Raw genomic sequence first — 23,909 nt, forward strand, 5'->3', positions numbered from 1 at the left:
GGTACTTCATTGGGTGGCGGCTGCTGTGCCTAAATATGCTTTCTGATCAAATCAAAAGAGATAGTAGCGGTGGTGACCGTGCTGCGACCGAAGATGATGAAGAAGACCATCCACAGCAGCTGCAGGCCGAGGATAATCGACGGTTGCCATAACCCGCGTAAACCGTCAAGAATTTCCGGGTTGGCATGTGGCGCAGCCTGGAGGAATGAGAGGACGCCGAGGATATACAGGACACCGAGCAGACCCATTTTCTGGTAGGCGGAAACATTGCCGAAGCCGCGGAAATCGGCCCGAAGCGTTTCGGAGAGAATTCGCCAGAGCTGGGTCAGGACAATGGTAAAAATGAGAGCCGGAGTAAACAGCCCGACCAAAAAGAGATAACCGCCGATAAGTGCCCCGAGGGTATACAACACACAGGTAACTGCCTGAATCGGTACCAGTTTCTCGCCGGCCAGCTGGCCTTCGTAGACTACTTTCTTGGTCGATCCGTAAAATATAAAATTGAGCCGGGCAAAGAGCCATTGCAGTACTTTATGGCAATCCTTGACCGGTTTGCCGTAACAGCAGCCATAGCTGATACATCCGAGTCTGCCGAGGCCTTCGCCCAGGGTATAGGCGATGGACATTGCGGCCAGGACCGGGATGAGCGGCAGCGGAGAGTTGTGCGCGGCAAGAAGCATGTTGCTCAGCTGAATGGCCCAGGGGGCGAGGACGATACCGACAAAAGAAGCCCCGCCGATAGTGAAAGTGTGCCTTTTTTTCTCGACCAGGATGGCAATCAGTCTGGCCGAAGGCACACAGCATGCCAGAACCAAGCTGATTGCCAGGATGGTCCCGCCAATCGACAGACCCATCGCCCCGAGCAGGACAAGCAGCAAAATCAGGGCGAGCAGTTGACTGGTTGCGATAAAAAAACCGTAGTAGGTTAAATTTGATCCCTGCCATTGCTCATCCTCTGCCTTTCTCATCGGCACTACCGCCAGCATCTGCCACCGCTCCCCGGGCAGGTGTTTGAATCCCCAACCGAGCAGATGCGCCAGAACAAAACCTAGACCGCATAGAAAAAGCAGATCATTCATACATATTCTCCTTTTTTAAAAATGTGGGTTGCCGCGGAATGGCTCCGCGATTGGTGAGCGGACAGCGATATCGGTTTCAACCAGCGGCCTGTTGTACCTGTTGGTAAACCTGCTGAGGACATCGTTTCGTCGTGAATTTTTGATCAGATCGTCGGCAAAATGTATCTTTCCCGGTTCGAAAATAAGGACGTCGGTCGAGCTCCCCGGTCGGAAAAGAGATTTAGGACAACCCCGTTTAATGAATTGTCCGGGACGGATATTCTGGGGATTCTTATAATGTTCTTCGCTGTAGCATTGAACGATATCGCCGATCATCAAGGCGACAATTTCGACCATCGCCACCAGCCCGATGGCCGTTCCTCCGGGGACATCCGTATCGATTATGGTCACTATTCTTCTGTTTTTTGAATAGAGGGAAGCTGTCGCGATAAGCGCCGATGGGTTGCAGGAATGATAGCGGCCATCGACATGATAAATGGCCACCACCCGGCCGTTTACCGGTACATGGTTGTAGTGGTATTTATCCGGGGTGAGCCGGAAAACGGCAAAATCGCCGCCTCGGAAACGTTGGTGCCAGCAACTGTCCGGGGCGAGCAATTCCCCGAGATCAAAAAATTTATCCTTGATAAAAAGCGACGACGACTCGGTAAAACTGCCGATCAGCACCCTCGCGTCGGCAGGGGAGACAATGGTTGCCGGGGCACGGTTCATTGGCCGCGTCTCCCAGTACCTGATCTGCCGCTCGAAGAATTTGCGATGCGAGTCATAGAATGAAAGTGGATTGACACATTCCTGCCAGTCTGCGCCAAATCGGTTGAACACGTCCCGGCCATCCTGTCGTTTTTTGTCGGGCATGTCATAATGGAGAAAGCCTAGCAAACTGGACATTCTGCCGGAGGTAAGGGCTTTGAACATGGTGGGCGCGCTTTCCCTCAGGGTGTTGTAAAGGAACTGGATGCTACGATCGCCGATTGGTTTTTCGGTAATAACCTCCAGCGAGTCTCTATCAATATACTGATGGGGAACGGTTGATAAATTCATGGCTTTTTATTTCAGTTGCTGTTTCGTTCATGATTGATAATAGCCAGACCGATCCGGAGCATGTGCAGCAGGGTTTCCGGCCCGGCGGTTTCGGCAATGATGGAATCTTGCTGGCCGCTTACAAAATCGGCGCCGGAGAGATTCGGCGCAATGCTCGACACGATCTGTCGGTAATGCGGGTCTCCCAGCTTCTCCAGGCGTTTGCAGTCGTCAATGCATACCTGTATGGATTCGGTGAGATGTGCCTGCTTGAGCCCGGTGCGGTAGTAACGTTCTGTGGCTGTATTGAAGTCCTCGGCGCTGCAATGCATCGGGCTTCGTTTTTTCGGCAGTTCATCCTGTACGGCCCGGATAATTTTACCGTAGGTCGAGGCGGTCGCATCGGTCAATCGTGTACGCAGCGATTGTATGCGCTGCCCAAGGCCCAGCTGTTCGACGAGATCACCACCGTCGCTTTCCAGGATCTGCAGGAGGGCCAGCTTGTAATCGTCGAGTTTTACCCTGACATAGCCGCTATAGCGCCGACTGTTGCGTTGGGATTGTACATGGCTGAGAATCTTGCGAAGCAGTCTGTTGCCGGTGTCGGTACGGACATAAAAGGTAGGGAGACCGACGGCGCCGGCAAAAAAGATCTGCCGACGTTCGCTTTCAGTCGACGGTTGATCCGGAATATCATGATGCTGAATTTTTCCTGCCTGAATGTATCGCCAGGCCAGCGCGGTCACCAGATTCTGCATGTCCACTGCTTCGGCCATATCTTCGTGGAAACTATGGAACAGGGAGTAGCTCCTGCCCTCAAATCCCGAGTAGCCGGACGTGCCGAAAAGACGCTGCCGATAGAGCAGGTACATGGACATTCGGGGGTCGAACACGCCCATCTCCGACAGTGCCTCTTTTAATCGTTCATGATTGCCGGGGACCCCGTTCAGGCCGGGACAGGTTTCGGTAGACAGCAGGGTGACCAGATAGTCTATAAGACGAAAGTCAGGGACCAGATCGCCACGGAGACGGAGCACATCGGCCAGCGTCCGGTCCAGCCATCGAGGACCGAAAGGCGTTATGGTTCTGCCTAAAAAACTGATGTCGGCTTTTTTCTTCCATCTCCGCCAGATCATACGCAGGTGGGTGTAATCAAGTTCGTGGGGGAGGAAACCGAGTACTTTCTCCGGATGGAAGTCGGCAAAATCGATCCGATACGGGGAGGCACTGTAGGTGTTGACGAATAACGGCAGAAAGTGTTCGACAACCTTGATGACCAGATCGCCAAAATATTTTTCCACTCCGGGAGTAAATGTCGAGTCACGATCGGCGGCCAGGGAGGTGAGGTATTTGCTGCCAAGCGATACATGGGTGCCGTTATTGGCCAGGCAGGTGTTCGACGTGTTCGGCAGGACGATGAGATTGTTGGTGATTATGCCGGCATCTTTGAGTTTGGCAATGGTGTTCAACTGGCTGCGCGACAGGGTTTTGTGGCAGATCTCCATGTAACGGTGTTTTTCTTCCCCTTTATTCCATCCGGACAGGCACGGACTCATGAAAAGATGCCGGTAAAAACCATCCGGTACCACATCGTTCAATTTTTTTTGTCTTGATGGGGCATGGGGGGCACAGTAGAGCAGGCATTTCTGGCCTGATTCCTCCAGACCGAAGGTTTTGTTGGCATACTGGATGAGCAGTTGACTGAAGAGCAGGGTTCTGGCTGTTTCCTTTGCCGCGAGATCGCCAATTCTGCCCCTGGCCGCGGTTGGTATGTTGAAACTGAGGATTTCCGGGGAAGTGTTGTCGCTCAGAAAATTGTCCAGGAGATTTTTGCCGGTTGCAAACAGGACCGGGGAAAGGGTGTCGTCGATACTGATGGCATTAGCCAGAGACAGCTTGAGCAGGTAGCTGATCGGCAGTCGGAGGTGGGCAATTCCCTTGTGAATGCAGCGAAATCTCTGTACATCGCTGCGCTGTTTGGACCGCAGAATGCTCTTGTCGGCGAGAAAATCCCGGGCGAGTATCTTTCTGGTCCATTGGGTCAGCCGGGATTCCGGAAAGCTGACCCAACTGTTTTCCCAGACATCGGACTCATTTTGGTACAGGAACTCTTTGAGCGAATTGAGGCATTTGTGCGGTAAATCGCCCCGAGCCGTACGTTTGACGATGTTTTTGAAATAGCCGGAGCTGCGAATCGAGGCCGCAAGGTCGACATCGCGATGGCTGCCCTCTACCGCCACCTGCAGTTCATATTCCATGCCGACGCTGGTATCCTCTCCGGCGAAAGGCAGGAATGCATTGTTAGTCATCGAACTCTGCAAGAGGCGGAAGTTCGTTGCCGCATCGGAACTATTGGTACTGGGATATTTTTTTATATTCATGTTGAGCATGATATCCCGGGTATATTAGCTCAATGCTAAAATAACATGAGCAATCGGTTAAACACGTATCTGCTTTTTTCCTCGCCCAACACAATAGATTAAAAGGTGGATTGTTTTTGACCACCTCATGAGAAGTACCGAGAGCTAATCTGTTTCTAATATACTCTTGACACGGCAGTCAGGCTGGTTTAGTTGTTCCACAGAATGGGCTGCTTGCGGTAGATGTTCAATTCGAAAATTGTTCAGAGTATATAATGACTTACAGTTACGCATGGAAAGAGGTGTTCAGTCCTGGTGATGCGAAAGACTTTTTCCAGGCTGCCGATCTGCACGCATTTGCGATAGATACGCCAGAGTTCAGCCGGGCGAATGCCTGGTGGCTGTCTGAGATTTCCCGACTGATGTATGTAAAGGGTGACAATGCGGGTGAGCTCGAACACCAGACTGATATCAGAAACGGTTTCCTGCATAAAATAGGTCTGCAGGAACAGTGGTTCTATAACGGGGAGCATGTCCAATGTGCCATTATCAGCACCTTGCCCTGTTACGAAAATAGTTTTTCAGTCTTGGTTTTTAGAGGGACGCAGGGAAAAGTGGCCAACTGGGTCTTCAATTTGGCCTCGGTGCTTTCGCCCTGGCCTTCGGGTGGCAGCGTGCATAGAGGGTTCAAGATGCTGCTGATGGAAGCGTGGGGTGCTATAGAACAACAGCTCAGAAACCTGTCCGGACCACTCTTCTATACTGGCCATAGTCTGGGGGGAGCACTGGCCGTCCTTGCGGCATCACTGAAAAAACCTGCCGCCGTCTACACCTTCGGCTCGCCGAGAATGGGCAATAGGGAATTCGTCAGTGCAGTACAACATATAGCGATATACCGGGTGGTTAACCCGAGGGACATTGTTGCCTGTGTTCCCCCGATTCCCGGCGTCATACATGCGGGTGAACCGCACTGTCTGGCCAGCACAAAGAGTGCGGATATGCAGCGCTGCTGGTTTGAAGCTCCCGGATTTCTGGCCGATCACTCCCCGTCGAACTATACTGTTCAGCTGTAAGTTGTGGTTACAATGGGCGGGGAGCAACCCCTACCCCCGGATGATTATTTGCTGCATTATCAGCCAAATCGGCCGGTGATATAATCCTCCGTCAACCGGTGCTTTGGATTGGTGAAAATCTTATCCGTGGCACCTACTTCGATGAGATCGCCCAGGTGGAAATAGGCGGTGCGCTGGGACACCCTGGCCGCCTGCTGCATTGCGTGGGTAACGATGACAATGGAAAACTGGGTGCGCAGTTCGGCAATCAGTTCCTCCACTCTTGCCGTAGCAATCGGGTCTAAAGCGGAACACGGTTCGTCCATGAGAATCACCTCGGGAGAAACAGCGATGGCCCTGGCAATGCACAGGCGCTGTTGCTGTCCGCCGGACAGGCCGGTCCCCGGTTCCAGCAACCGGTCTTTGACTTCCTCCCATAACCCGGCTTTGATGAGCGATGTTTCGACGATTTCGTCAAGCTCAACCTTGTTTTTCGTCAAGCCGTGAATCCGCGGGCCATAGGCGACGTTGTCGTAGATGGATTTAGGGAATGGGTTTGGCTTCTGAAAGACCATGCCGACCTGGGCCCGCAGCGGCACAACATCGACCGACGGGTGATAAATATCCGTTTCATCAAGACAGATGCTCCCGACAACCCGACAGGAGGGGACGGTATCGTTCATCCGGTTCAGGCAGCGCAGAAAAGTCGATTTGCCGCAGCCGGATGGTCCAATCATCGCCAGCACTTCGTTGCACCCGACATCGATACTGATTTTATTAATGGCACATTTCTCGCCATAATAAACCTCCACATCCCTGCAGGTCATGCGCGGCTTATCGACGAAAGGAGTGCCAACGGTCTTTCTGCCGGTTGTATAGGCCTGGCTGCGGGTCTGTTCGGATTCCTGATGTACAGCACCGCTCAACAAGGTCGGAAAGGCCGGGTGTGTCTGATTTGAGGTGAGTTCCATTATGTATTCCATGTTCTGTTGCAGTAGCTGCCGATAACGGCAACAGGGCTGATCCTCAGATCAATAGGGGCAGCCCTGCCTGTTTCTTCTGTGCTACTGTGGGATTACTTCATTTCCATAGTCTTGAGGGAGGAGATTACTTCGCCGTACTTCTTCCTCTCGTCCTGCGGCATAGGGATCATGCCCTTGTCGGCCAGGTATCCGTCCTGGCCCCAGGCTTTTTCACTGGCGAATTCGGCAAGATATCCTTTCATGCCCGGGATAACGTCAACGTGTGCTTTCTTGACGTAGAAAAAGAGCGGGCGGGAAACGGGATAGGTGCCTTTGGCGATTTCCTCAAAGGTAGGCTTTTCGCCTTCGATGATAGACCCCTGGATGACATCGGTGTTCTGGTCCAGAAAGGAAAAACCAAAAATACCGACAGCGTCGGGATTGGCCTGGAGTTTCTGGACAATCAGATTGTCATTTTCTCCGGCTTCGACGTATCCACCGTCCTCTCTGACGGTCTGGCAGACCGCCTTGAAGGCCTTTTCATCACTCTTTTTCATCGCCTTGATAGAAGGAAAAGTTTCGCAGCCGGCATCCATGACCAGTTCAACAAAGGCATCACGGGTTCCGGAAGTAGGGGGTGGACCGAGAACTTCAATTTTTGTCGCTGGTAAGGAGCTGTTCACCTCTTTCCAGGTCTTGTAGGGATTGGCGATTATCTTCTCGGGATTGGCCGGATCGGGAACATCTTTGGCAAGTGCCAGGAAGATGTCTTTACGGGTAAGCTGCAGTGGGGCGGCCGACTTGGCATTAGCCAGCACGATGCCGTCATAACCGATTTTTACTTCGATGATATCCTTGACGCCGTTTTCGGCACAGGTCTTCATCTCAGATGGTTTTATTGCTCTCGAGGCATTGGTGATATCCGGAAAGTTGACGCCAACACCGCCACAAAAAAGCTTAAACCCGCCACCCGATCCGGTTGACTCAATCTTAGGGGTTTTGGAACCGGTCGTTTTACCAAACTGTTCGGCAACGACAGTGGCAAAAGGATACACGGTGGATGAGCCGACTATGGAAATATAGTCACGGGCGGCCATTGCCGGGGCGGTTATTGCGAGGGTTAGTGCACCGGCTGCCAGAATACTTGTCACTTTCATTCTTTTCTCTCCTAGTTAAGTTATGTGTTGCAATTGAGTATCAGTGGAACGGATACCAAAGTACCCATTGAATATTAGGGTTGTGTTACCATTTGGTTTCAAATTTCTTACGCAGGTAGACAGCCAGGCTGTTCATGAAGACAAGAAATGTGAGCAGGATCATAATTGCCGCCGATGTTTTCTCGGTAAAGGCACGCTCCGGGCTGTCGGCCCAGAGGTAGATCTGCACCGGCAGTACTGCCGCGGGATCGGTGATGCTGCCGGGAATGTCGACAATAAAAGCAACCATGCCGATCATCAGCAGTGGTGCTGTTTCTCCCAGAGCCTGGGCCATGCCGATTATGGTCCCCGTCAACATTCCCGGCATGGCCAGCGGCAAAACATGATGGATGACCGTCTGCATTTTCGAGGCCCCTACGCCGAGGGCTGCTTCTCTTATGGAAGGCGGCACCGATTTAAGAGAGGCCCGCCCGGCAATAATGATGGTTGGCAGGGTCATCAGGCTGAGCACCAGACCGCCGACAATGGGAGTTGAGCGGGGCAGGCCCCAGAAATTGATAAAAATCGCCAGCCCCAGCAGTCCGAAGATAATCGAGGGCACCGCGGCGAGATTGTTGATATTGATTTCGATGAGATCCGTCCACTTGTTTTCCGGGGCAAATTCCTCGAGGTAGACGGCCGAAGCAACGCCAATTGGAAAGGAGAGTGTCAGGGTAATGAGCAGGGTAAGAAATGATCCCTTGACTGCTCCCCAGATTCCGGCCAGTTCCGGCTCCCGTGAATCACCGGCGGTGAAAAAGTTCCAGTTGAATTTCTGCTCCAGTTTTTTATCGCTGATAAGTCGGTCTATCCAGGCCAGCTGATTGTCTTTGAGCCTCCTGTTGCTCTGCTTCTCTTTTCGGTCAATTTTGCCTTTCAGCAGCATGTCGACGTCATCACCTGCCAACACCCATACCTTTTGGGTCGTGCCAATGATTTTCGGGTCTTCTTCGACCATATCCTGCAGTTTATATGCCGCAGAAGGGCTGACCAGGCTTTCGAGCTCCTTCTTGCCCCGCCTGGAGTCGACCTCAGGGAACATGCTGTGCATTGCTTTTTTTACCAGGCCGGGAAAATTTGCATGGGCAAGTTTTGCCTGGGTAAATTCTTCAGCGGCAAAATTGACATCCAACGCGATATAACTCTGTTTAAAAGCGGTGTATCCATCCGAGAAGATGCTGAAAAATAAAAATGCAATGAAGGCCAGGGACAGAACAATGGCCAAGAGTCCGAGGCGCTTAAACCATCTTTCCGCGCGGTATCGTTGTCTGAGTCTTTTGCTGGGGTGGAGCAGATTAGTGGTCGTTGCAGGAGTTTCCATGGTTGTATGCATATAAATGTATGGTTATAGGCGAATATACGTCTTGGTTTATGCTATTCGTATTGCTCGCGATATTTTCTGACGACCCTTAGCGCGATGAAATTGAGGAAAAGAGTGAAGACAAAGAGTAAAAGGCCGAGGGCAAAGGCGGCCAGGGTTTTCGGGCTGTCAAATTCCTGATCGCCGACCAGCAGGGTAACGATCTGCACCGTGACCGTCGTCACCGCCTTCAACGGATTAAAGGTGAGGTCGGCTGACAAACCTGCGGCCATGACGACGATCATGGTCTCGCCAATGGCCCTGGATACGGCCAGCAGGATGCTGCCGACGATGCCGGGCAGGGCGGCCGGGATGATGACCAGCCTGATAGTTTCAAAGCGGGTGGCTCCGAGGGCAAAAGATCCGTCCCGCATAGCCTGGGGGACGGCATGGATCACGTCATCGGACAGCGAGGAGACAAAAGGGATGATCATGATACCCATAACCAGCCCTGCCGCCAGGGCGCTTTCTGAAGCAACCTGCAGGCCTATGGCCTGACCGATGTCCCTGATCAGCGGGGCCACCGTCAAGGCCGCAAAAAATCCGTAGACGACGGTTGGTATGCCGGCAAGAATCTCAAGCATTGGTTTGGCCCAGGTGCGCATTCGGGAACCGGCGTATTCTGAGAGATAAATCGCGGCAAGCAGGCCAACCGGAATCGCCACGAGCATGGCGATTAAGGCAATGAGGATGGTTCCGGCAAATACCGGCACCGCCCCGAACGCGCCGGATGAACCAGCCTGGTCGACCCGCATTGCGGTTTGTGGACTCCATTGCAGGCCAAAGAGAAAGTCAAAAAAAGGAATGGCATGAAAAAAGCGCAGCGATTCGAACAGTACCGAAAAGACGATTCCGAGAGTGGTGAAAATGGCGACTGCGGAACAGCCGATGAGAATGACTTTGCCAATTCCCTCGACCAGGTTGCGGGCGCGAAGTTCTTTTCTGATGCTTCGGTAGGCAATGGCGCCGGGGATAAGACCGCCGAGCAGGGTGCTGACGGCAACTGCATTTTTAAGCCAGTTCATGGTTGAGAGATAGAGATCGGCGGCGGCCTGGATCGCTGGATCGGCGTTGTGGGAAGCAAAGCCGCTGAATACAATATTTCTAACCTCGTTTAACACGAGACTCAACCGGTTGGGTGACAGCTGCTGGAGTTCAATCGGTAGGCTTTTGGTGACCAGGGAGGTGACGATCGTGCCCTCAAAAATCCGCCACAATGCGAAGACCAGCAGTGCTGGGATTGCATAACTCAATGCGGTCAACATGCCATAATGACTGGGCAGGGAGTGGAGTGTCCGCATGCCTCCCGATGCCTCGGCGATAGTCTTGGCGCGGGCTTTTCCCCCAAAATAGGCACCCGTTGTAATGAGCAGAATGCAGAGGAGGAGATACGTATACATAATCAGTTTACACCGGGTTGAAGGGGCAGTTTATAAGGGGGAAGAATCATTTCTTGTTTAATTAAAACGGGTGATGGTGCCTTCAACGAAGTAGATGACCTCTTCGGCAATATTGACGGCACGATCACCGATTCGTTCGAGGTGGCGGGCCAGGAGATAGGTGTTGATATGGTAGCCCGGGTGATCCGGGTCTTTTCGTATTCTTTCCTTGATATCCTCATAACAGCGGTTTCGGCAGGCATCGACCACATCGTCATCGAGGAAAATCGATTTGGCGAGGGTGGCATCGCCGTTGACAAAGGAATCGATGCTTTTTTTCAGCATCGAGATAACTTTGTCGCTCATTTTTGAAAAATCGTACGAGACTGCCGCCTGGTGCTTGAATTTGGCGATATTGTCAACGCGTTTGGCGATGTTCACTGCAATGTCGGCGATCCTTTCCATCTCATTATTTATTTTGATGACGGCAATAATAAATCTGAGATCGCGGGCAACCGGCTGGTGCAGAGCAAGAATTTTCAAGCAATCCTCTTCGATATCGATCTCCATCTCATCCACTTCGTAATCTGAGACGATTATCGCCTGGATGGCGTCCATGTCTTTGGATTCAATCACTTCTGTTGCCCGGCGGACACGTTCCTCAACCGTAGCGCTTAACTTGAGGAGTTTTTTGTTGAGTTTGGTAAGTTCGTGATGAAAGGTGTAGTGGTGGTCCATCTTTATTATTTCCTCAAGTGAAGTATGGGGGGCGAAATCCTGCCGCAAGCCAGTTCCCGGCAAGATTGACAGCAATAATAGAGGGTGATTGTTTTCTCTTCATTAGGGGAATGTTAAGATATCATTAGAACTGGAGTCAGGGCTTGCGAAGGAGTTTAAAATGGTACAGGATAAGGACATGATCAGGGAAGGCTCTTGACGGGGTGCGGTCTGGCTGGACGCAATTCGCCGGATAGCGTATCTTATTTGTTTGAATATTAAAAATAACATATCATGGCTAAAGTAAATGTTCTCGTCGTTGAAGATGAAGCGGATATTCAGCAGCTGGTCAGCTACAATCTCATCAGGGCGGGCTTTCATGTTACCTGCGCTGATACAGGGGAAGAGGCGCTGGAGCGATTGCGGATGGAGCAGGTTGATTGTGTGTTGCTTGATCTGAATTTGCCGGGAATAAGCGGGCTGGAGGTTTGTGCAGCGATGCGAAAGGTGGGTCAGAGTATAGAACATTCCATGCCGATCATCATGTTGACCGCAAAAGGCGAAGAGGAAGATGTGGTGGCCGGTCTCGAGTGCGGTGCCGATGATTATATTACCAAGCCTTTTAGTCCGAAAGTATTGATTGCCAGAATAAAAGCGGTGATAAAAAGATCACTTGCCGATAAAAGCCAAACAGATGACACACGGAAATCCGTCATCGCAGTCGACGGACTCGAAATAGACAAGGGCCGGCATGAGGTGCGATTGAATGGGGTTGAGATTTTACTGACAACAACCGAATTCAGTATTTTGTCACTGCTTGCAGCCAAACCGGGCTGGGTGTTTACCCGGCAGCAGATTATCGATTTTGCCCGCGGCTATGATTTTCTGATTACGCCGCGGGCAATCGATGTGCAGATCTTTGGTTTGCGTAAAAAACTCAGTGAGTATGGCAAGATGATCGAGACAGTCAGGGGTATTGGCTATCGTTACAGATCCACGCCAGAGGATGGGGAGTAGGTCGATGATGCAACCCAAAAAAATAGTCTGGCAGATTTTTCCGGCCAGCGTCTTGACCATTCTGATTGCTGTTATTGCGGTAAGCTGGTACGGCACCACCGCTTTGCGGGAGTTTTATCTGCAGGATACGGAAGCCGACCTGGAAGCCCGGGCCAATCTCATCAGTTCCAGGGTTATTGATTTTTTGCAGAATGGACAGATTGCAGCGCTTCGGGGATACTGCGTTTTCGCCGGTCGAGAGTCGCGGACCAGGATTACCGTGGTCGGATTTGATGGCAGCGTGATTGCCGACTCAAATGAAGATCCCAGGGTGATGGACAATCATCGGCATCGGCAGGAAATTGAAAAGGCTTTTGCCGGTGCAGTCGGCACCTCCAGGAGATACAGCAAAACACTTGATGAAAACCTGATCTATGTGGCCGTTCCTTTGCACTTTGGCGGAATGGAGCCTTTGGATGACAATGCTTCCCCGGCTGTCGGTGCAGTGCTCAGGACTTCCGTCTCGGTGGCTTCGCTGGATAAAACCCTGGCAGGCATAAAGACCAGAATAGGCATCGGTGCAGTGGCGGTAATGCTCCTCGCCGGGGGCATTACCCTGTTGATTTCCCGTAACATAAGCAAACCACTGGAGCAGATGACCAAAAGTGCGGTACAGTTTTCCCATGGGGATTTCAGCGAGAGGATGCTGCCGCTGGCCAAAAAAACTGCTTCTCTTGAGGTGATAACTCTGGCGGAATCAATGGATCGAATGGCGGAACAGCTCGATGAAAAAATCCAGGCCATCGTCACCCATAGGAATCAGCTGGAAACGGTTTTCTCAAGCATGATTGAAGCGGTGATTGCCATTGACACCGATGAAAAAATCATCAGTATCAATGAAGCCGCCGCGCAGCTCTTCGATGTTGATAGAGAGGTTGCCAAGGGCAGGATTGTGCAGCAGGTAGTGCGCAATGTCAAGCTGCAGCAGCAGATTGGTCAAACCCTGTCCAGCCGTGAGAGTATTGAGGATGAAATAGTCCTGCACGACGTGAACGGGGACAGGTTCCTGCAGACGCATGTGGTCACTTTAAGTAACGGTGTTGGCGAAAATGTCGGCGTGCTGGTGGTCATGAACGATGTGACCAGACTGCGGCGGCTGGAAAATGTACGAAGGGATTTTGTTGCCAATGTCTCCCATGAGCTGCGCACTCCGATCACCTCGATACGTGGCTATGTCGAAACCCTGCTGGACGGTGCCCTCGACATTCGGGAGGATGCGGAGCGTTTCCTGCAGATTGTCCTGCGCCAGTCAGAGCGGCTTACCACTATTATTGACGATCTGCTGGTTTTGTCCAGAATTGAAGAGGAGGCAAAACAGGACCAGATCAAGCTGGAAAAGGGGCAGTTGCGGCCGGTGATCGAAGCTGCTTTGCAGACCTGTCAGCTAAAGGCCGATGAGGCTGGCATACAAATGGCCGTTGAATGCCCGGATGATATTGTTGTCAAAATGAATGCCGCTCTTCTGGAACAGGCACTGGTAAATCTGCTGATCAATGCGATAACCTACAGTAAAAAAGGGGATTGGGTAACGGTGCGGGGGGTTGTTGTTGACAACGAGCTGGCAAAAGAGGTGCGGGTCATCGTTCGCGATACCGGCTGCGGCATTGCCAGAAAACACCTGCCCCGGCTGTTTGAGCGTTTCTATCGAAGTGATAAGGCCAGAAGCCGTAAACAGGGCGGCACCGGGCTTGGCTTGGCAATTGTCAAGCATATAGCCCAGGCCCATAACGGCCGAATAGAGGTGGCGAGCGTGGAGGGGGAGGGATCGGAATTTACCCTGACGCTGGGTGGATACATACAGGGCTGAGGATGCCGCTTACTCTTCGTAACGATTGGATGAAAGAATGCGATGATCGGCATGGAGAAATGCGAAAATGCTTTGACAAAACCGTAACCTGCTTCTATATTAGCGACTAAAATAAGGCACACCAAGCGGGATTAACTCAGTGGTAGAGTGTTAGCTTCCCAAGCTGAAAGTCGCGCGTTCGAATCGCGTATCCCGCTCCAATGCATTAAGTATCCTGCAATTTGTTTTCTCGTTTTTTACAAGAAAACAAATAGTCCCCAGGGTACTTACCCGGATTTTCTCCCCTGTCTGCAGGGTTGTATTTACCACAGGCACTTATTGTTCTTCAGTAAGTGCCTTTTTTGGTTTTGGTACCGGTTGCCTGATTTCTCCGCTCCAGGCACAAGAATCCGAACACAAGTCCATGGCCTATCGTCCTGATTTACCGGCAATTGAAAGATCGTACCAGGAAGTACTCCGCCACTGGACGGCTATCGACAATCAACTCGATCAATTAAAGATTGGCAGAAAAGATACGCCTTTTGACCAGACTTTAATTACAAATATGTTGTCTGCCTGGGAGTATATCGATTATTTTATCAGCAAGAAGAAATATAGCCTGCTCTCCAAAGAAGGTGGCCCGGATATGCTGGAAATCAATCACCGGGTCCACTATGGCGTGGACTACGAGCAAAGAGAAGAATATCGCAAGGCTCTTGATGCAACCACGGAGAAATTCACCAGGCAGATAGTTCCCATAAGAAAATATTACAAGAGAGAGTGTGCTCTGAGGACTTCGATAAATAAAGTTGCCGCAGAAGTCTATATTGCCATCCTAGGCCAACCGCAACTCTTTATCGAAGGAAATCACCGAAGCGGTTCTGTTATTGCCAGCTGGATAAATCTGGCCTACAATAAACCTCCTTTTGTTTTAACCGTTGACAACGCGGTGCATTTTTTTCAACCTGCCCAGCAGATCAAGAAATTCAACAAACGATCTATGTGGCGGAGCCTGACCAAGCTGCCAAAATATAAAAAGGATTTTAAAATGTTCTGGGTAAAACACTGTTCAATGCAATTTGTTGCCAGATAAGCTGTGTTTACTAAAAACATTATCGCCTCGGAGTGCAGGTGTTCTTTTGCTGCATCAATTATTGCGGGCGGCAGCCGATAATGGCTGTCGGCAAAACAAAATACTTGCCAGAGGGAAAGACACCGGGTATTGCTTTCTATTAAAGTATGTGCTGTAATACTTATGGATATGATCCTGTGAAGAAAATGCAGGGCGAGTTTGATAATGAATCGTTCTTTGGGGATGCGATATATTTAAGGAATGCTGTGGAGAAGAGGGTAAGCTCGCTATTGCGCCGTCCCTTGTAGAACCTATCAGTTGAAGGAAGAGATACCGCCATGTCAATTATTACCATATCACGAGGCTCCTACAGCAGAGGCAAGGAAGTGGCCGAAAAGCTGGCCCGGGCCCTTAATTATCAGTGTCTCTCCCGGGAGATAATTCTCGAGGCTTCAGAACAGTTTAACATACCCGAACTCAAACTGATTCGCGCCATTCATGATGCACCAACTATTCTCGATCGGTTTACCTCGGGGAAAGAGCGCTTTATCGCTTTTTTTCGGGCGAGCCTCCTTACCCATCTGAAACAGGATAATGTCGTTTTTCATGGGTTGGGCAGCCATTTTTTTCTACAGCAGTTTCCCCATGTCCTCAAGATCAGAATCAGCGCCAATCTTGAGGATCGGGTCCGCGAAGAAATGATTCGTGAGAAGATTCCGGCTGATGAGGCCCGCATGATTCTGGTCAATGATGATGCGGAACGGAGACGGTGGGGACTGCAGATTTTTGGCCAGGATTCGTGGAATCCCCAACTCTATGATATGATCCTGCATATCGGCAATATGAACGTTGATCAGGCGGTCTCCATTATTCTGCACGCCTTGGCTCAACCCTGCTTTAAAAGTACTCCGGAAAGCTGCCGTATGCTTGCCGATGAGGCCCTGGCAGCCCAGGTTGAGGCCGCGCTGGTGAAGGCTTATCCCAAGGTGGTCGTTGATTCGGCGAACGGAGAGGTGTTTGTCAATGTTCGCGGTTCACGGGCCGATGAACATAACATCTGCAATAAGGTGCGACAGCTGGTGGCAAAGGTTGACGGGGTGGAAAAAATAGAGGTGAACGTCGTCCCCTTTGTGGTCGAAGACTGATTTCGTCTCCCGACGTATGATAAAATTGAAATGGCAAAGAGTGGCATATGACAAACAGGTATAAATTGAAGCCGCAGTACACCGGTTCCAGATCCTGGTGGCGCAGGTTGTTGCCGTTTCTGCGCTGGTGGAATTTTATCGGCTGGGATACCTTGAAAGCCGATTTGTTGGCCGGATTGACCGGGGCGGTCATTGTCCTTCCTCAGGGTGTGGCTTTTGCCATGATTGCCGGGCTGCCGCCACAATATGGCCTCTATACTGCTATCGTCACCCCTGTTGTCGCAGCCCTTTTCGGGTCATCTCTGCATCTGATCTCCGGGCCGACCACGGCTATCTCCATCGTGGTGTTCAGCTCAATCAGCTCTCTTGCCGAACCCGGTTCCGCCGAGTATATCCGGCTTGTTTTGACCTTGACTTTTATGGCCGGGATCTATCAGCTGGCGTTTGGTCTGGCCAGGCTGGGGACCCTGGTAAACTTTGTCTCGCATTCCGTGGTGATTGGTTTTACTTCAGGCGCTGCTATCCTCATTGCTACGAGTCAGTTGAAACATGTTCTCGGCCTCAAACTGCCGGGAAGCCATGACTTCATCGAAGTCTGGGGGCATATTTTGGGCATGCTCAATGCGGTCAATCTCTATGTCTTTGCGGTGGCCATGGTCACTCTTGTCAGTGCGGTTTTTTTCCGAGCCAAAATTCCGCGCTGGCCGGGCATGCTCTTTGCCATGATTATCGGCAGTGTCCTCTGTCTGCTTATCGACGGCAGGCAGCACGGTATTACCCTCGTCGGTCAGATGCCCGCCACTTTGCCTCCGCTGTCAATGCCCGATTTCTCGTTTGAGACTATCCGGGAACTGGCTCCCAAAGCTCTGGCCGTGGCACTTCTTGGCCTCATTGAGGCTTTGTCTATCGGCAGAGCAATCGCTGCCAAATCACATCAGCCCATTGACGGCAACCAGGAATTTATCGGCCAGGGGCTGTCCAACGTTGTCGGCAGTTTTTTTTCCAGCTATGCCGGTTCCGGATCCTTTACCCGTTCCGGGATCAATTATCAGGCAGGCGCTCTTACCCCGCTTTCTGCTGTTTTTTCGGCGATACTGCTGGCGCTGCTCCTGTTGCTGATTGCCCCGCTTACTGCCTATCTGCCTATCGCAGCCATGGGCGGGATCATTTTGATGGTGGCTTTCCATCTTATCGACTTTCATCATATCCATACCATAATCAAAACGAGCAGGGAGGAAACGGCAGTGCTGCTGGTTACCTTCCTGGCTACCCTGTTTCTTGATCTGGAGTTTGCCATTTATGCCGGCGTATTGTTGTCGCTGCTGCTCTATCTGAATCGTACCGCCCACCCGCGCATTGCCAATCTAATTCCAAATACCGACGTCATTGGCCCGCCACTCATCGAAACCGAATCAGAGTGCCCGTATCTGAAGGTTATTCGCATTGACGGCCCGCTGTTTTTCGGGGCGGTCAATCATGTCAGTGAATATCTGTACAACATCGACAAGAATCTGATGCGCAAACGTAACGTGCTGATTCTAGGCTGCGGCATTAATTTTATCGACGTAGCTGGTGCCGAACTGTTAGCGCAGGAAGCACGCCGCCGTCGCGGCCAGAGGGGAGGGCTGTATCTCTGTGAATTACAGCGCCAGTCTTATACCATTCTGGAGCGGGGCGGGTACCTGGATATTATCGGTAAAGAGCATATTTTTGCCACCCAGAAAGAAGCGATTGCCAAGATAATTCCTGAAGTCGATGAGATGATTTGCCGAAACTGTAAGAATCATGTCTTTAAAGAGTGTCCGACTCTTCCCGTGCCGTAATAGTAAGACCGGGAAGTTCGTGCCCCTCACTTTTTGCAGGACATGAATACCTTCGGTGCAAACTGTCAGGCCGCAGAAGGTATTCATGTGGACTTGCGCAGTATTTACGCAGCAGGGGCATCACAACTGTATCTTCCTGATTGTCAATGTCCCGGGAGCAGCAGTCACGCGACCCGCACTTTTAGCAGCCCTCGAGTGTTGCTTTCTTCTTGGTCGTTTTTACAGCGTCTTTACCCATTTCAACAGCCTTGTCCTTCGCTGCTGTGGCCGCTTCTTTCGTAGCGGTGGCGGCCTCACCGGTCATCTTTGCTGCTTTGTCTGCGGTTTCTGTGGCCGCTTCTTTTGTGGCAGTGGCGGCCTTACCAGCCATTGTCGTGGCTTTGTCTGCAGTTTCTGTGGCGGCTTGCTTGGTCGCAGTGGCAGCTTCCTTGGTGGCGGTGACAGCTGCATCTTTCGCCTCAATCACCACTTCCTTGGTTTTTTCTTCAGCCTTTTTGGCATCATCACTGCTGCAACCAAAGGTGACCAGTAACAGCAACCCAACAATTGCACATAAAATATTCTTCATCAATCGTCCTCCCTCTGTGTCATGAATGTGTATGTACATTGAGCCTATAGTCACCTCAGGTCTCTGTTATTCGCTGCTGAGAGAAAAAGAATGACAAATAGGCTGACCTAAAAAGATCCACGCATAAATTGACATTGCTTGAAACTTGTAACCATCTTGGATTTAAAGAGATAGTTTTAATTTCATTCAAACAATGAAAATTATTGTTTTCGATGCACCCGCCAGGACGAAACATATTCTTTTTGACATATGGAGATTCTGAGTATATGTTCTAAACCATAGTCTTAAATGCCTCCTGCGCAGCGGAGTTGAAATCAGACCCAGGTGCAGAGCCAGGGTCCATGCCCCAGAGCAGGAGTTGCAGAAGCTGAAAATGCAGGGGAAAGTAGATGGAGTCTGTAAGCTGGTCCCTTAACCTACAGGAGGAAACAAACATGGCGGAAGAAGCAGCTGTTGGATGTGCCAGGCCGACGGGAGGTCCGGTAGGAGAAGAAGTGTCGGAAAGCAAGGAGTCGTCTGAAATAATAAAGGAGGAGCGAACAATGATCATGGTTGGACAAAAAGCCCCTGATTTTACAGCACCGGGCTATCAACAGGGTAAATTTATCAATGTTAAGCTTTCCGATTACCTGGGGAAATGGGTTGTTCTGTGTTTTTACCCGGGGGATTTCACCTTTGTTTGAGCTACCGAAATTTCAGCGGTCGCTGAAAAATATCCTGAGTTCCAGAAATTAGGTGTCGAAGTGCTTTCGATGTCGATTGACTCAATGTTTGTCCATAAAATGTGGAATGACGATGAGCTGGCCAAGATGGTCGAGGGTGGGATACCGTATCCTATGCTGTCGGATGCAGGCGGCAAGGTGGGTAAAATCTATGGAGTTTTTGATGAGACCGCCGGGGTCGAGGCGCGCGGTCGGTTCCTGATAGATCCTGACGGGGTAATTCAGGGCTTTGAGGTTCTCACTCCTCCCGTCGGCAGAAATGTCAATGAAACTATCCGACAAATACAGGCATTTCAACTGATCCGCAAGACAGGAGGTGCCGAGGCAACTCCTTCAGGATGGCGGCCCGGCAAGAAAACCTTGAAGCCGGGTATTGATCTCGTCGGCAAGGTATGGCAGGAATGGAAAACCAGTATGGCCTTTGACTGATAGTTTTTCACCTGTACCGGCTGGGTAACATTCTCAGTCGGTACAGCTTTACTGGTCCTGTCAGCCAGTCTTCCCTGTTATAATTTCAAATCGTTTTTCGAATTCGTTCAAAATCTCCGCTTATCACTCTTCTTTGCGGCTCAACGACGAACAATGCGGGCAGCCTTCAGGGTTATGCAGGCTCATGTCCTTTTTGAGAAATGCAATAGCGTCATTGAATCGGCCCAATGTACCACCGAATCCTTTCTGGAAGCGCAGTGCCATTTCCTCATCATCAAAGGTCAGGATTGAAGGTTTGCAACAGTACGCAACGACGCCTTCCATGACATAGTAAGAATGCTGCGCCGAATGGAGCCTTCCGGAAAGGAAGTCGGCGGTCAGGGCTGTGACGACCTGGTCTCCCAGCATGAGATGAGCTGAAATACCGCAATGCGGACAGCAGGCAACTTTCTGCTCTCCATTTCTTAAGGTAATGGTATATAAAAGTTGCTGGCTTGGCGGGCGATTGCATATCAGGCATTTTAACAGTGAGAGCCTGTCGAAAGAATTGTCCGGTAGTTGACCGGATGGTCGTTCGATACAGGCGGCTCCGCCATGTATCCGCTTTAACGCCTTGTTTTGCACCAGCCAGTCTAGGTCGCGATGGATGGTCATTTTAGATACGCCAAAATAATCAACCATTTCACTGAGACTAAGAGTACCGACTTTCTCCAGCCAACTGACCAGTTTTTCTCTCCGCTCTGTCGATTTCATCCCGCCTTCCTTGTTGTCTACATAACATTGTTGAGATTTATTTATATTTCAGGTTTTTATTTAATTGCCAATGTGGTAGTTAATACTACAGTTAATGGCATGTGTCTCGGTTGGTCGATTATGACTGTATTGTTATTAAAGTAACATGCGGGTTGTGGTCGTCCTGGATATTTCCGATAAAAAACAGCTTTTTCGGCAGCTGCTCATGAATCGATTCCAGTTCCTTTCATTTCAAAAGCAACGTCTGGTGACTGTTCCGGACTGGCTGGGCAGTGTGTTGATTCACTTGTTAATCGCGGTGGTGGTTGTAGCGATTGGCTATCTTCCCTCGAGAAAAAAAGAAATTGTCTGGGTCAATCTCAGTGAAATCGCCCTGGAAATGCCGGATCCAGCTGTTGTCTCCGAGCCAAAAACCATTGCCCCGGAGCACGTGGTACCGCAAAATCAGCCAAAAACCATGGTCCCGGAGCAAATAGTGCCGCAAACGTCAATTCCAGTCGCCCCGATAGCAAATGAGGATCGAGCTGAACTGCAAGACAATCCCCCCATCCCTGAAGAACAATCCATTGCGCAAAACATTACCATAGAACCGAAGGCATCGCAGCCTAATCGACCAGCCCCTCGGAAAATCAGCAAAGCCGGCAAAGTAAAACAAAAGATGTCGAGATCGGCTGCCAGTCCGAAAATCACCTTGCCGTCCAGCCGGCCGGAAGTGCCGACGGCCGGGACTGCGCCGCCTGCTCCGGCCAGAACCGAGGCCGCACCAGTTGTGTCAGGAGAAACCTCGGCAGCCGCAGAAACCTCGGTCGCCGCAGAAACACGGTATCTGCAGGCAAATTTCACCGGGATTCGCCGCAAAGTCAGCAGTAAACTGCGCTATCCTTCCATGGCCCGGCGACAGGGATGGCAAGGGCAGGTTCAGGTACGATTCAGCATCCTTCTCTCAGGGGAGATCGACGACCTGCGGGTTCTGTCCAGTTCAGGATACTCGTTGCTCGATCGTCAGGCGCTCCAGGCCGTTCAGCTTGCCGCACCTTTTCCAGCACCATCGGTTGTGGCGAGCATCACTCTACCCGTAACATTTACGCTCAAATAGCATTGTGATTACCACTAAAGTTCAGCTATATGGGGATATGAGATGCCCTTTGCACGGGACGCCATAAACCCATCCCTGGGGGCTTGACCGCAGCCATCCAGGCTGCGGAACACCCGTACAAAGGGCACCTCATATCCCTCTGGATCTTCTAAGCTGAGGTTTAGTGGTAATCACAAATAGCATTGAAGAGGAATAATGCACTGTTAATTTTACCAGAGGAGAAAGTATATGCCATACGACCGTTTTTCACGATTTTCCCTGTTCGGTTTAATATTCCTGGCCCAGGCCGACCCGTCCTTAGGCGAATCGTTGATTCTTGATGAAATAACCGTGCGTGGTGAGCAACAGCAGACAATTGAGGAAAATCTTACCATTCGCGAAGTTCGTGAAAGCCCATCCCGTGATATCGGCGAAGCGCTGCAAAATCTTCCGGGACTCAGCAGTGTACGCAAAGGCGCAATTGCCAACGATGTGGTGTTGCGAGGTTTTCAACGGGATAACCTGAACATGTTTCTTGATGGGGTAAGGTTGCATGGCGGCTGTCCGTCGCGCATGGACCCGCCTTCGTTTCATTTTGATTTTGCCGAGGTCGAGTCAATCCAGGTCATCAAGGGACCTTATGATCTCACCAATCCGGGCGGTATTGGGGGAATGGTCAACGCAGTTTCCAAAACTCCCAAGCCTGGGCCTGCAGCAAACCTGAATTTGAGCTATGGCAGCTATAATTATCTGGATGGATCGGCAACGCTGTCCTACGGGGCGGACAGGCTTGATGGACTGCTCGGCTACGCTCATAAATCTTCTGATGTACCGGAATCGGGTGACGGCAAATTATTGACCGATATCTATCCAGTGACCAGTCCCAACCGGTATCGAGCAGGTAGTATCGATTCCAGCGCCTACGATACCGATACGTTCTGGATAAAAGGAGGGACGAAAATTGGCGAGGGCCGATCTGAACTGAGCTATAGTTATCAGGATGCCGATCATGTTCTCTATCCGGCCCTGCTGATGGACGCCGACTACGACCGGACGCATCGCCTTAACTGGATGACAACGCTTGAAAATCCAACCTCGGCAATCTCGAAATTGTTTTTTCAGGCCTGGTATAACCAGGTGGACCACCTCATGGATGATACCGAGCGGATGTCTTCCATGCCGAGTATGATGGTCAACCGCGATTATATGATGCAGACTGATGCCGAGACATTTACTTTCGGCAGCAAACTCAATGGTGAAATTCCCCTGGGGCCGGGGAGTCTGAAGACTGGTGTTGATTTTTATCAACGGAACTGGGATGCGACCAATGAATCGGCCATGTGGATGAGATATACCGCGCAACCGATGATCCCCGATGTCGATATGAATAATTTCGGCGCCTTTGCCGAGTATAACTGGCCGTTGGCACTTTCCGTGAGTTTAAAGGGAGGGGCACGATTTGATTATACCAAAGTGGTCGCCAATGATCTGTCTGATGCACGTCTGGCCAGCCTGTATCAACCCTATTTTAGTGCCGCGCTTGACAGTGAAACAGATTTCAAGGAACCGAGTGCCAACCTCCAGCTGAACTGGAAGGCAACCGATAGCCTGGAGGTTTTTACCGGTATCGCCTCGGCCAGCCGTCCACCAGATCAGCAGGAGCTGTTTATCGGTCTGCAACGGACAGGTATGGCGAAAAACTGGCTGGGTAATCCTTCTCTTGATGCCCCCCGCAACAACCAGGTGGATGTTGGTGCCAAATGGACCGGAAGTAAGATCTTTGCCAGTGCCGGCATTTTCTACAGTTCAGTAAATGATTATATCAACATCGCCGAAGCGGGGGATCCTGATGGCGGAGGAGAATTGATAATGGCGCGCACCTATGAAAACATCGATGCGGAAATCTGGGGTGCAGAGTTTGGCAGTCAAATTGCCCTGCCTTATGACCTGTTTGCCAAAGGCACACTGTCGTATGTGCATGGAGAAAACCGTGATACCGATCAGCCGCTGAGTGAAATTCCACCTCTTTCGGGCAGCTTGGCTTTACGGTATGATAATGGCGGCTACTTTATGGAGGTAACGGAACGTTTTGCTTCAAAACAGGATCGGGTCGACACCAGCCTCAGTGAAGAAGAAACAGCCGGTTGGGCTGTAACTGATCTTAAGGCCGGAGTCAACTGGCAGCGTTGGGATCTTGTCGGTGGAATCAATAATCTGTTTGACAAATATTATCTCACCCACCTGTCCTATCAGCGCGACCCTTTTCAGTCAGGGGTTAAGGTGCCGGAAATGGGAATCTTTTTTTATGTCAATCTGAGTTATCATTTCTAAGTGTAAGGGGCAGCAAATAATAAC

The 23,909-nt window shown here is 50.9% G+C and carries 19 protein-coding genes and 1 tRNA gene; 10 read left to right on the forward strand and 10 right to left on the reverse strand.

Annotation, left to right across the window (positions count from 1 at the left end):
- Positions 1 to 29 precede the first annotated feature (29 nt).
- Genes FCL47_RS19485 through FCL47_RS19495 form a run of 3 tightly spaced genes read right to left on the reverse strand, consistent with a single transcriptional unit; the run spans position 30 to position 4,408 of the window.
- Positions 30 to 1,079, reverse strand: a complete 1,050-nt coding sequence (locus FCL47_RS19485) for a prolipoprotein diacylglyceryl transferase family protein (RefSeq protein ID WP_136815392.1) — start codon at positions 1,077 to 1,079, stop codon at positions 30 to 32.
- Between the two features lie 15 nt (positions 1,080 to 1,094).
- Positions 1,095 to 2,120: a phosphatidylserine decarboxylase gene (locus tag FCL47_RS19490; RefSeq protein WP_136815393.1), complete on the reverse strand. Its 1,026-nt coding sequence runs from the start codon at positions 2,118 to 2,120 to the stop codon at positions 1,095 to 1,097.
- Positions 2,121 to 2,131: 11 nt separating this feature from the next.
- Positions 2,132 to 4,408 (reverse strand): hypothetical protein, encoded by a 2,277-nt coding sequence (locus tag FCL47_RS19495; RefSeq protein ID WP_136815394.1) that lies wholly within the window; start codon positions 4,406 to 4,408, stop codon positions 2,132 to 2,134.
- 326 nt (positions 4,409 to 4,734) lie between these two features.
- Between FCL47_RS19495 and FCL47_RS19500 the strand changes: the two genes are divergently transcribed.
- Positions 4,735 to 5,532 carry a lipase family protein gene (locus FCL47_RS19500; RefSeq protein ID WP_136815395.1) on the forward strand — a complete coding sequence of 266 codons (798 nt, stop codon included), beginning with the start codon at positions 4,735 to 4,737 and terminating at the stop codon, positions 5,530 to 5,532.
- A gap of 59 nt (positions 5,533 to 5,591) precedes the next feature.
- On the opposite strand, the gene pstB is transcribed toward FCL47_RS19500, so the two are convergent.
- The 5 genes from pstB to phoU form a co-directional block, all read right to left on the reverse strand.
- Positions 5,592 to 6,482, reverse strand: a complete 891-nt coding sequence (gene pstB, locus FCL47_RS19505; RefSeq protein ID WP_136815396.1) for a phosphate ABC transporter ATP-binding protein PstB — start codon at positions 6,480 to 6,482, stop codon at positions 5,592 to 5,594.
- Between the two features lie 104 nt (positions 6,483 to 6,586).
- Positions 6,587 to 7,630, reverse strand: coding sequence for a substrate-binding domain-containing protein (locus tag FCL47_RS19510; protein ID WP_136815397.1), 1,044 nt, complete (start codon positions 7,628 to 7,630; stop codon positions 6,587 to 6,589).
- An 85-nt stretch (positions 7,631 to 7,715) separates the two neighbouring features.
- Positions 7,716 to 8,990 (reverse strand): phosphate ABC transporter permease PstA, encoded by a 1,275-nt coding sequence (pstA, locus tag FCL47_RS19515; RefSeq protein WP_136815398.1) that lies wholly within the window; start codon positions 8,988 to 8,990, stop codon positions 7,716 to 7,718.
- Between the two features lie 53 nt (positions 8,991 to 9,043).
- Positions 9,044 to 10,429, reverse strand: coding sequence for a phosphate ABC transporter permease subunit PstC (pstC, locus tag FCL47_RS19520; RefSeq protein ID WP_136815399.1), 1,386 nt, complete (start codon positions 10,427 to 10,429; stop codon positions 9,044 to 9,046).
- Between the two features lie 57 nt (positions 10,430 to 10,486).
- On the reverse strand, positions 10,487 to 11,146 hold the full coding sequence (phoU, locus tag FCL47_RS19525) for a phosphate signaling complex protein PhoU (protein ID WP_136815400.1): 660 nt from the start codon (positions 11,144 to 11,146) through the stop codon (positions 10,487 to 10,489).
- A 273-nt stretch (positions 11,147 to 11,419) separates the two neighbouring features.
- On the opposite strand from phoU, the gene FCL47_RS19530 reads away from it, so the two are divergent.
- The 6 genes from FCL47_RS19530 to FCL47_RS19555 all read left to right on the forward strand — a co-directional run bounded on the left by FCL47_RS19530 (position 11,420) and on the right by FCL47_RS19555 (position 18,007).
- Positions 11,420 to 12,142: a response regulator transcription factor gene (locus FCL47_RS19530; RefSeq protein ID WP_136815401.1), complete on the forward strand. Its 723-nt coding sequence runs from the start codon at positions 11,420 to 11,422 to the stop codon at positions 12,140 to 12,142.
- Positions 12,143 to 12,146: 4 nt separating this feature from the next.
- Positions 12,147 to 13,988, forward strand: a complete 1,842-nt coding sequence (locus FCL47_RS19535) for an ATP-binding protein (RefSeq protein WP_167496579.1) — start codon at positions 12,147 to 12,149, stop codon at positions 13,986 to 13,988.
- A gap of 125 nt (positions 13,989 to 14,113) precedes the next feature.
- Positions 14,114 to 14,188 (forward strand) — tRNA-Gly (locus FCL47_RS19540).
- A gap of 203 nt (positions 14,189 to 14,391) precedes the next feature.
- Entirely contained in the window at positions 14,392 to 15,060 is a 669-nt protein-coding gene (locus FCL47_RS19545) for a hypothetical protein (RefSeq protein WP_136815403.1), read from the forward strand.
- Positions 15,061 to 15,377: 317 nt separating this feature from the next.
- Positions 15,378 to 16,184 carry an AAA family ATPase gene (locus FCL47_RS19550; protein WP_136815404.1) on the forward strand — a complete coding sequence of 269 codons (807 nt, stop codon included), beginning with the start codon at positions 15,378 to 15,380 and terminating at the stop codon, positions 16,182 to 16,184.
- Between the two features lie 47 nt (positions 16,185 to 16,231).
- Positions 16,232 to 18,007: a SulP family inorganic anion transporter gene (locus FCL47_RS19555; RefSeq protein WP_136815405.1), complete on the forward strand. Its 1,776-nt coding sequence runs from the start codon at positions 16,232 to 16,234 to the stop codon at positions 18,005 to 18,007.
- Between the two features lie 181 nt (positions 18,008 to 18,188).
- On the opposite strand, the gene FCL47_RS19560 is transcribed toward FCL47_RS19555, so the two are convergent.
- Positions 18,189 to 18,575, reverse strand: a complete 387-nt coding sequence (locus tag FCL47_RS19560; protein WP_136815406.1) for a hypothetical protein — start codon at positions 18,573 to 18,575, stop codon at positions 18,189 to 18,191.
- A gap of 434 nt (positions 18,576 to 19,009) precedes the next feature.
- On the opposite strand from FCL47_RS19560, the gene prxU reads away from it, so the two are divergent.
- Positions 19,010 to 19,726 carry a thioredoxin-dependent peroxiredoxin gene (gene prxU / locus FCL47_RS25195; RefSeq protein WP_240744311.1) on the forward strand — a complete coding sequence of 239 codons (717 nt, stop codon included), beginning with the start codon at positions 19,010 to 19,012 and terminating at the stop codon, positions 19,724 to 19,726.
- 123 nt (positions 19,727 to 19,849) lie between these two features.
- Here prxU and FCL47_RS19575 read toward each other — a convergent pair whose 3' ends face one another.
- The gene (locus FCL47_RS19575; protein WP_136815409.1) at positions 19,850 to 20,479 is read right to left on the reverse strand and encodes a DeoR family transcriptional regulator; all 630 of its coding nucleotides are present in this window, start codon (positions 20,477 to 20,479) and stop codon (positions 19,850 to 19,852) included.
- A 145-nt stretch (positions 20,480 to 20,624) separates the two neighbouring features.
- Here FCL47_RS19575 and FCL47_RS19580 point away from each other — a divergent pair, with 145 nt between their 5' ends.
- Both FCL47_RS19580 and FCL47_RS19585 read left to right on the forward strand, forming a co-directional pair.
- Entirely contained in the window at positions 20,625 to 21,575 is a 951-nt protein-coding gene (locus FCL47_RS19580; RefSeq protein WP_136815410.1) for an energy transducer TonB, read from the forward strand.
- 228 nt (positions 21,576 to 21,803) lie between these two features.
- Positions 21,804 to 23,885: a TonB-dependent receptor gene (locus FCL47_RS19585; protein WP_136815411.1), complete on the forward strand. Its 2,082-nt coding sequence runs from the start codon at positions 21,804 to 21,806 to the stop codon at positions 23,883 to 23,885.
- The last annotated feature ends 24 nt before the right edge of the window (positions 23,886 to 23,909 follow it).

Source organism: Desulfopila sp. IMCC35006, from assembly GCF_005116645.1.
Taxonomy (GTDB): Bacteria; Desulfobacterota; Desulfobulbia; order Desulfobulbales; family Desulfocapsaceae; genus Desulforhopalus_A.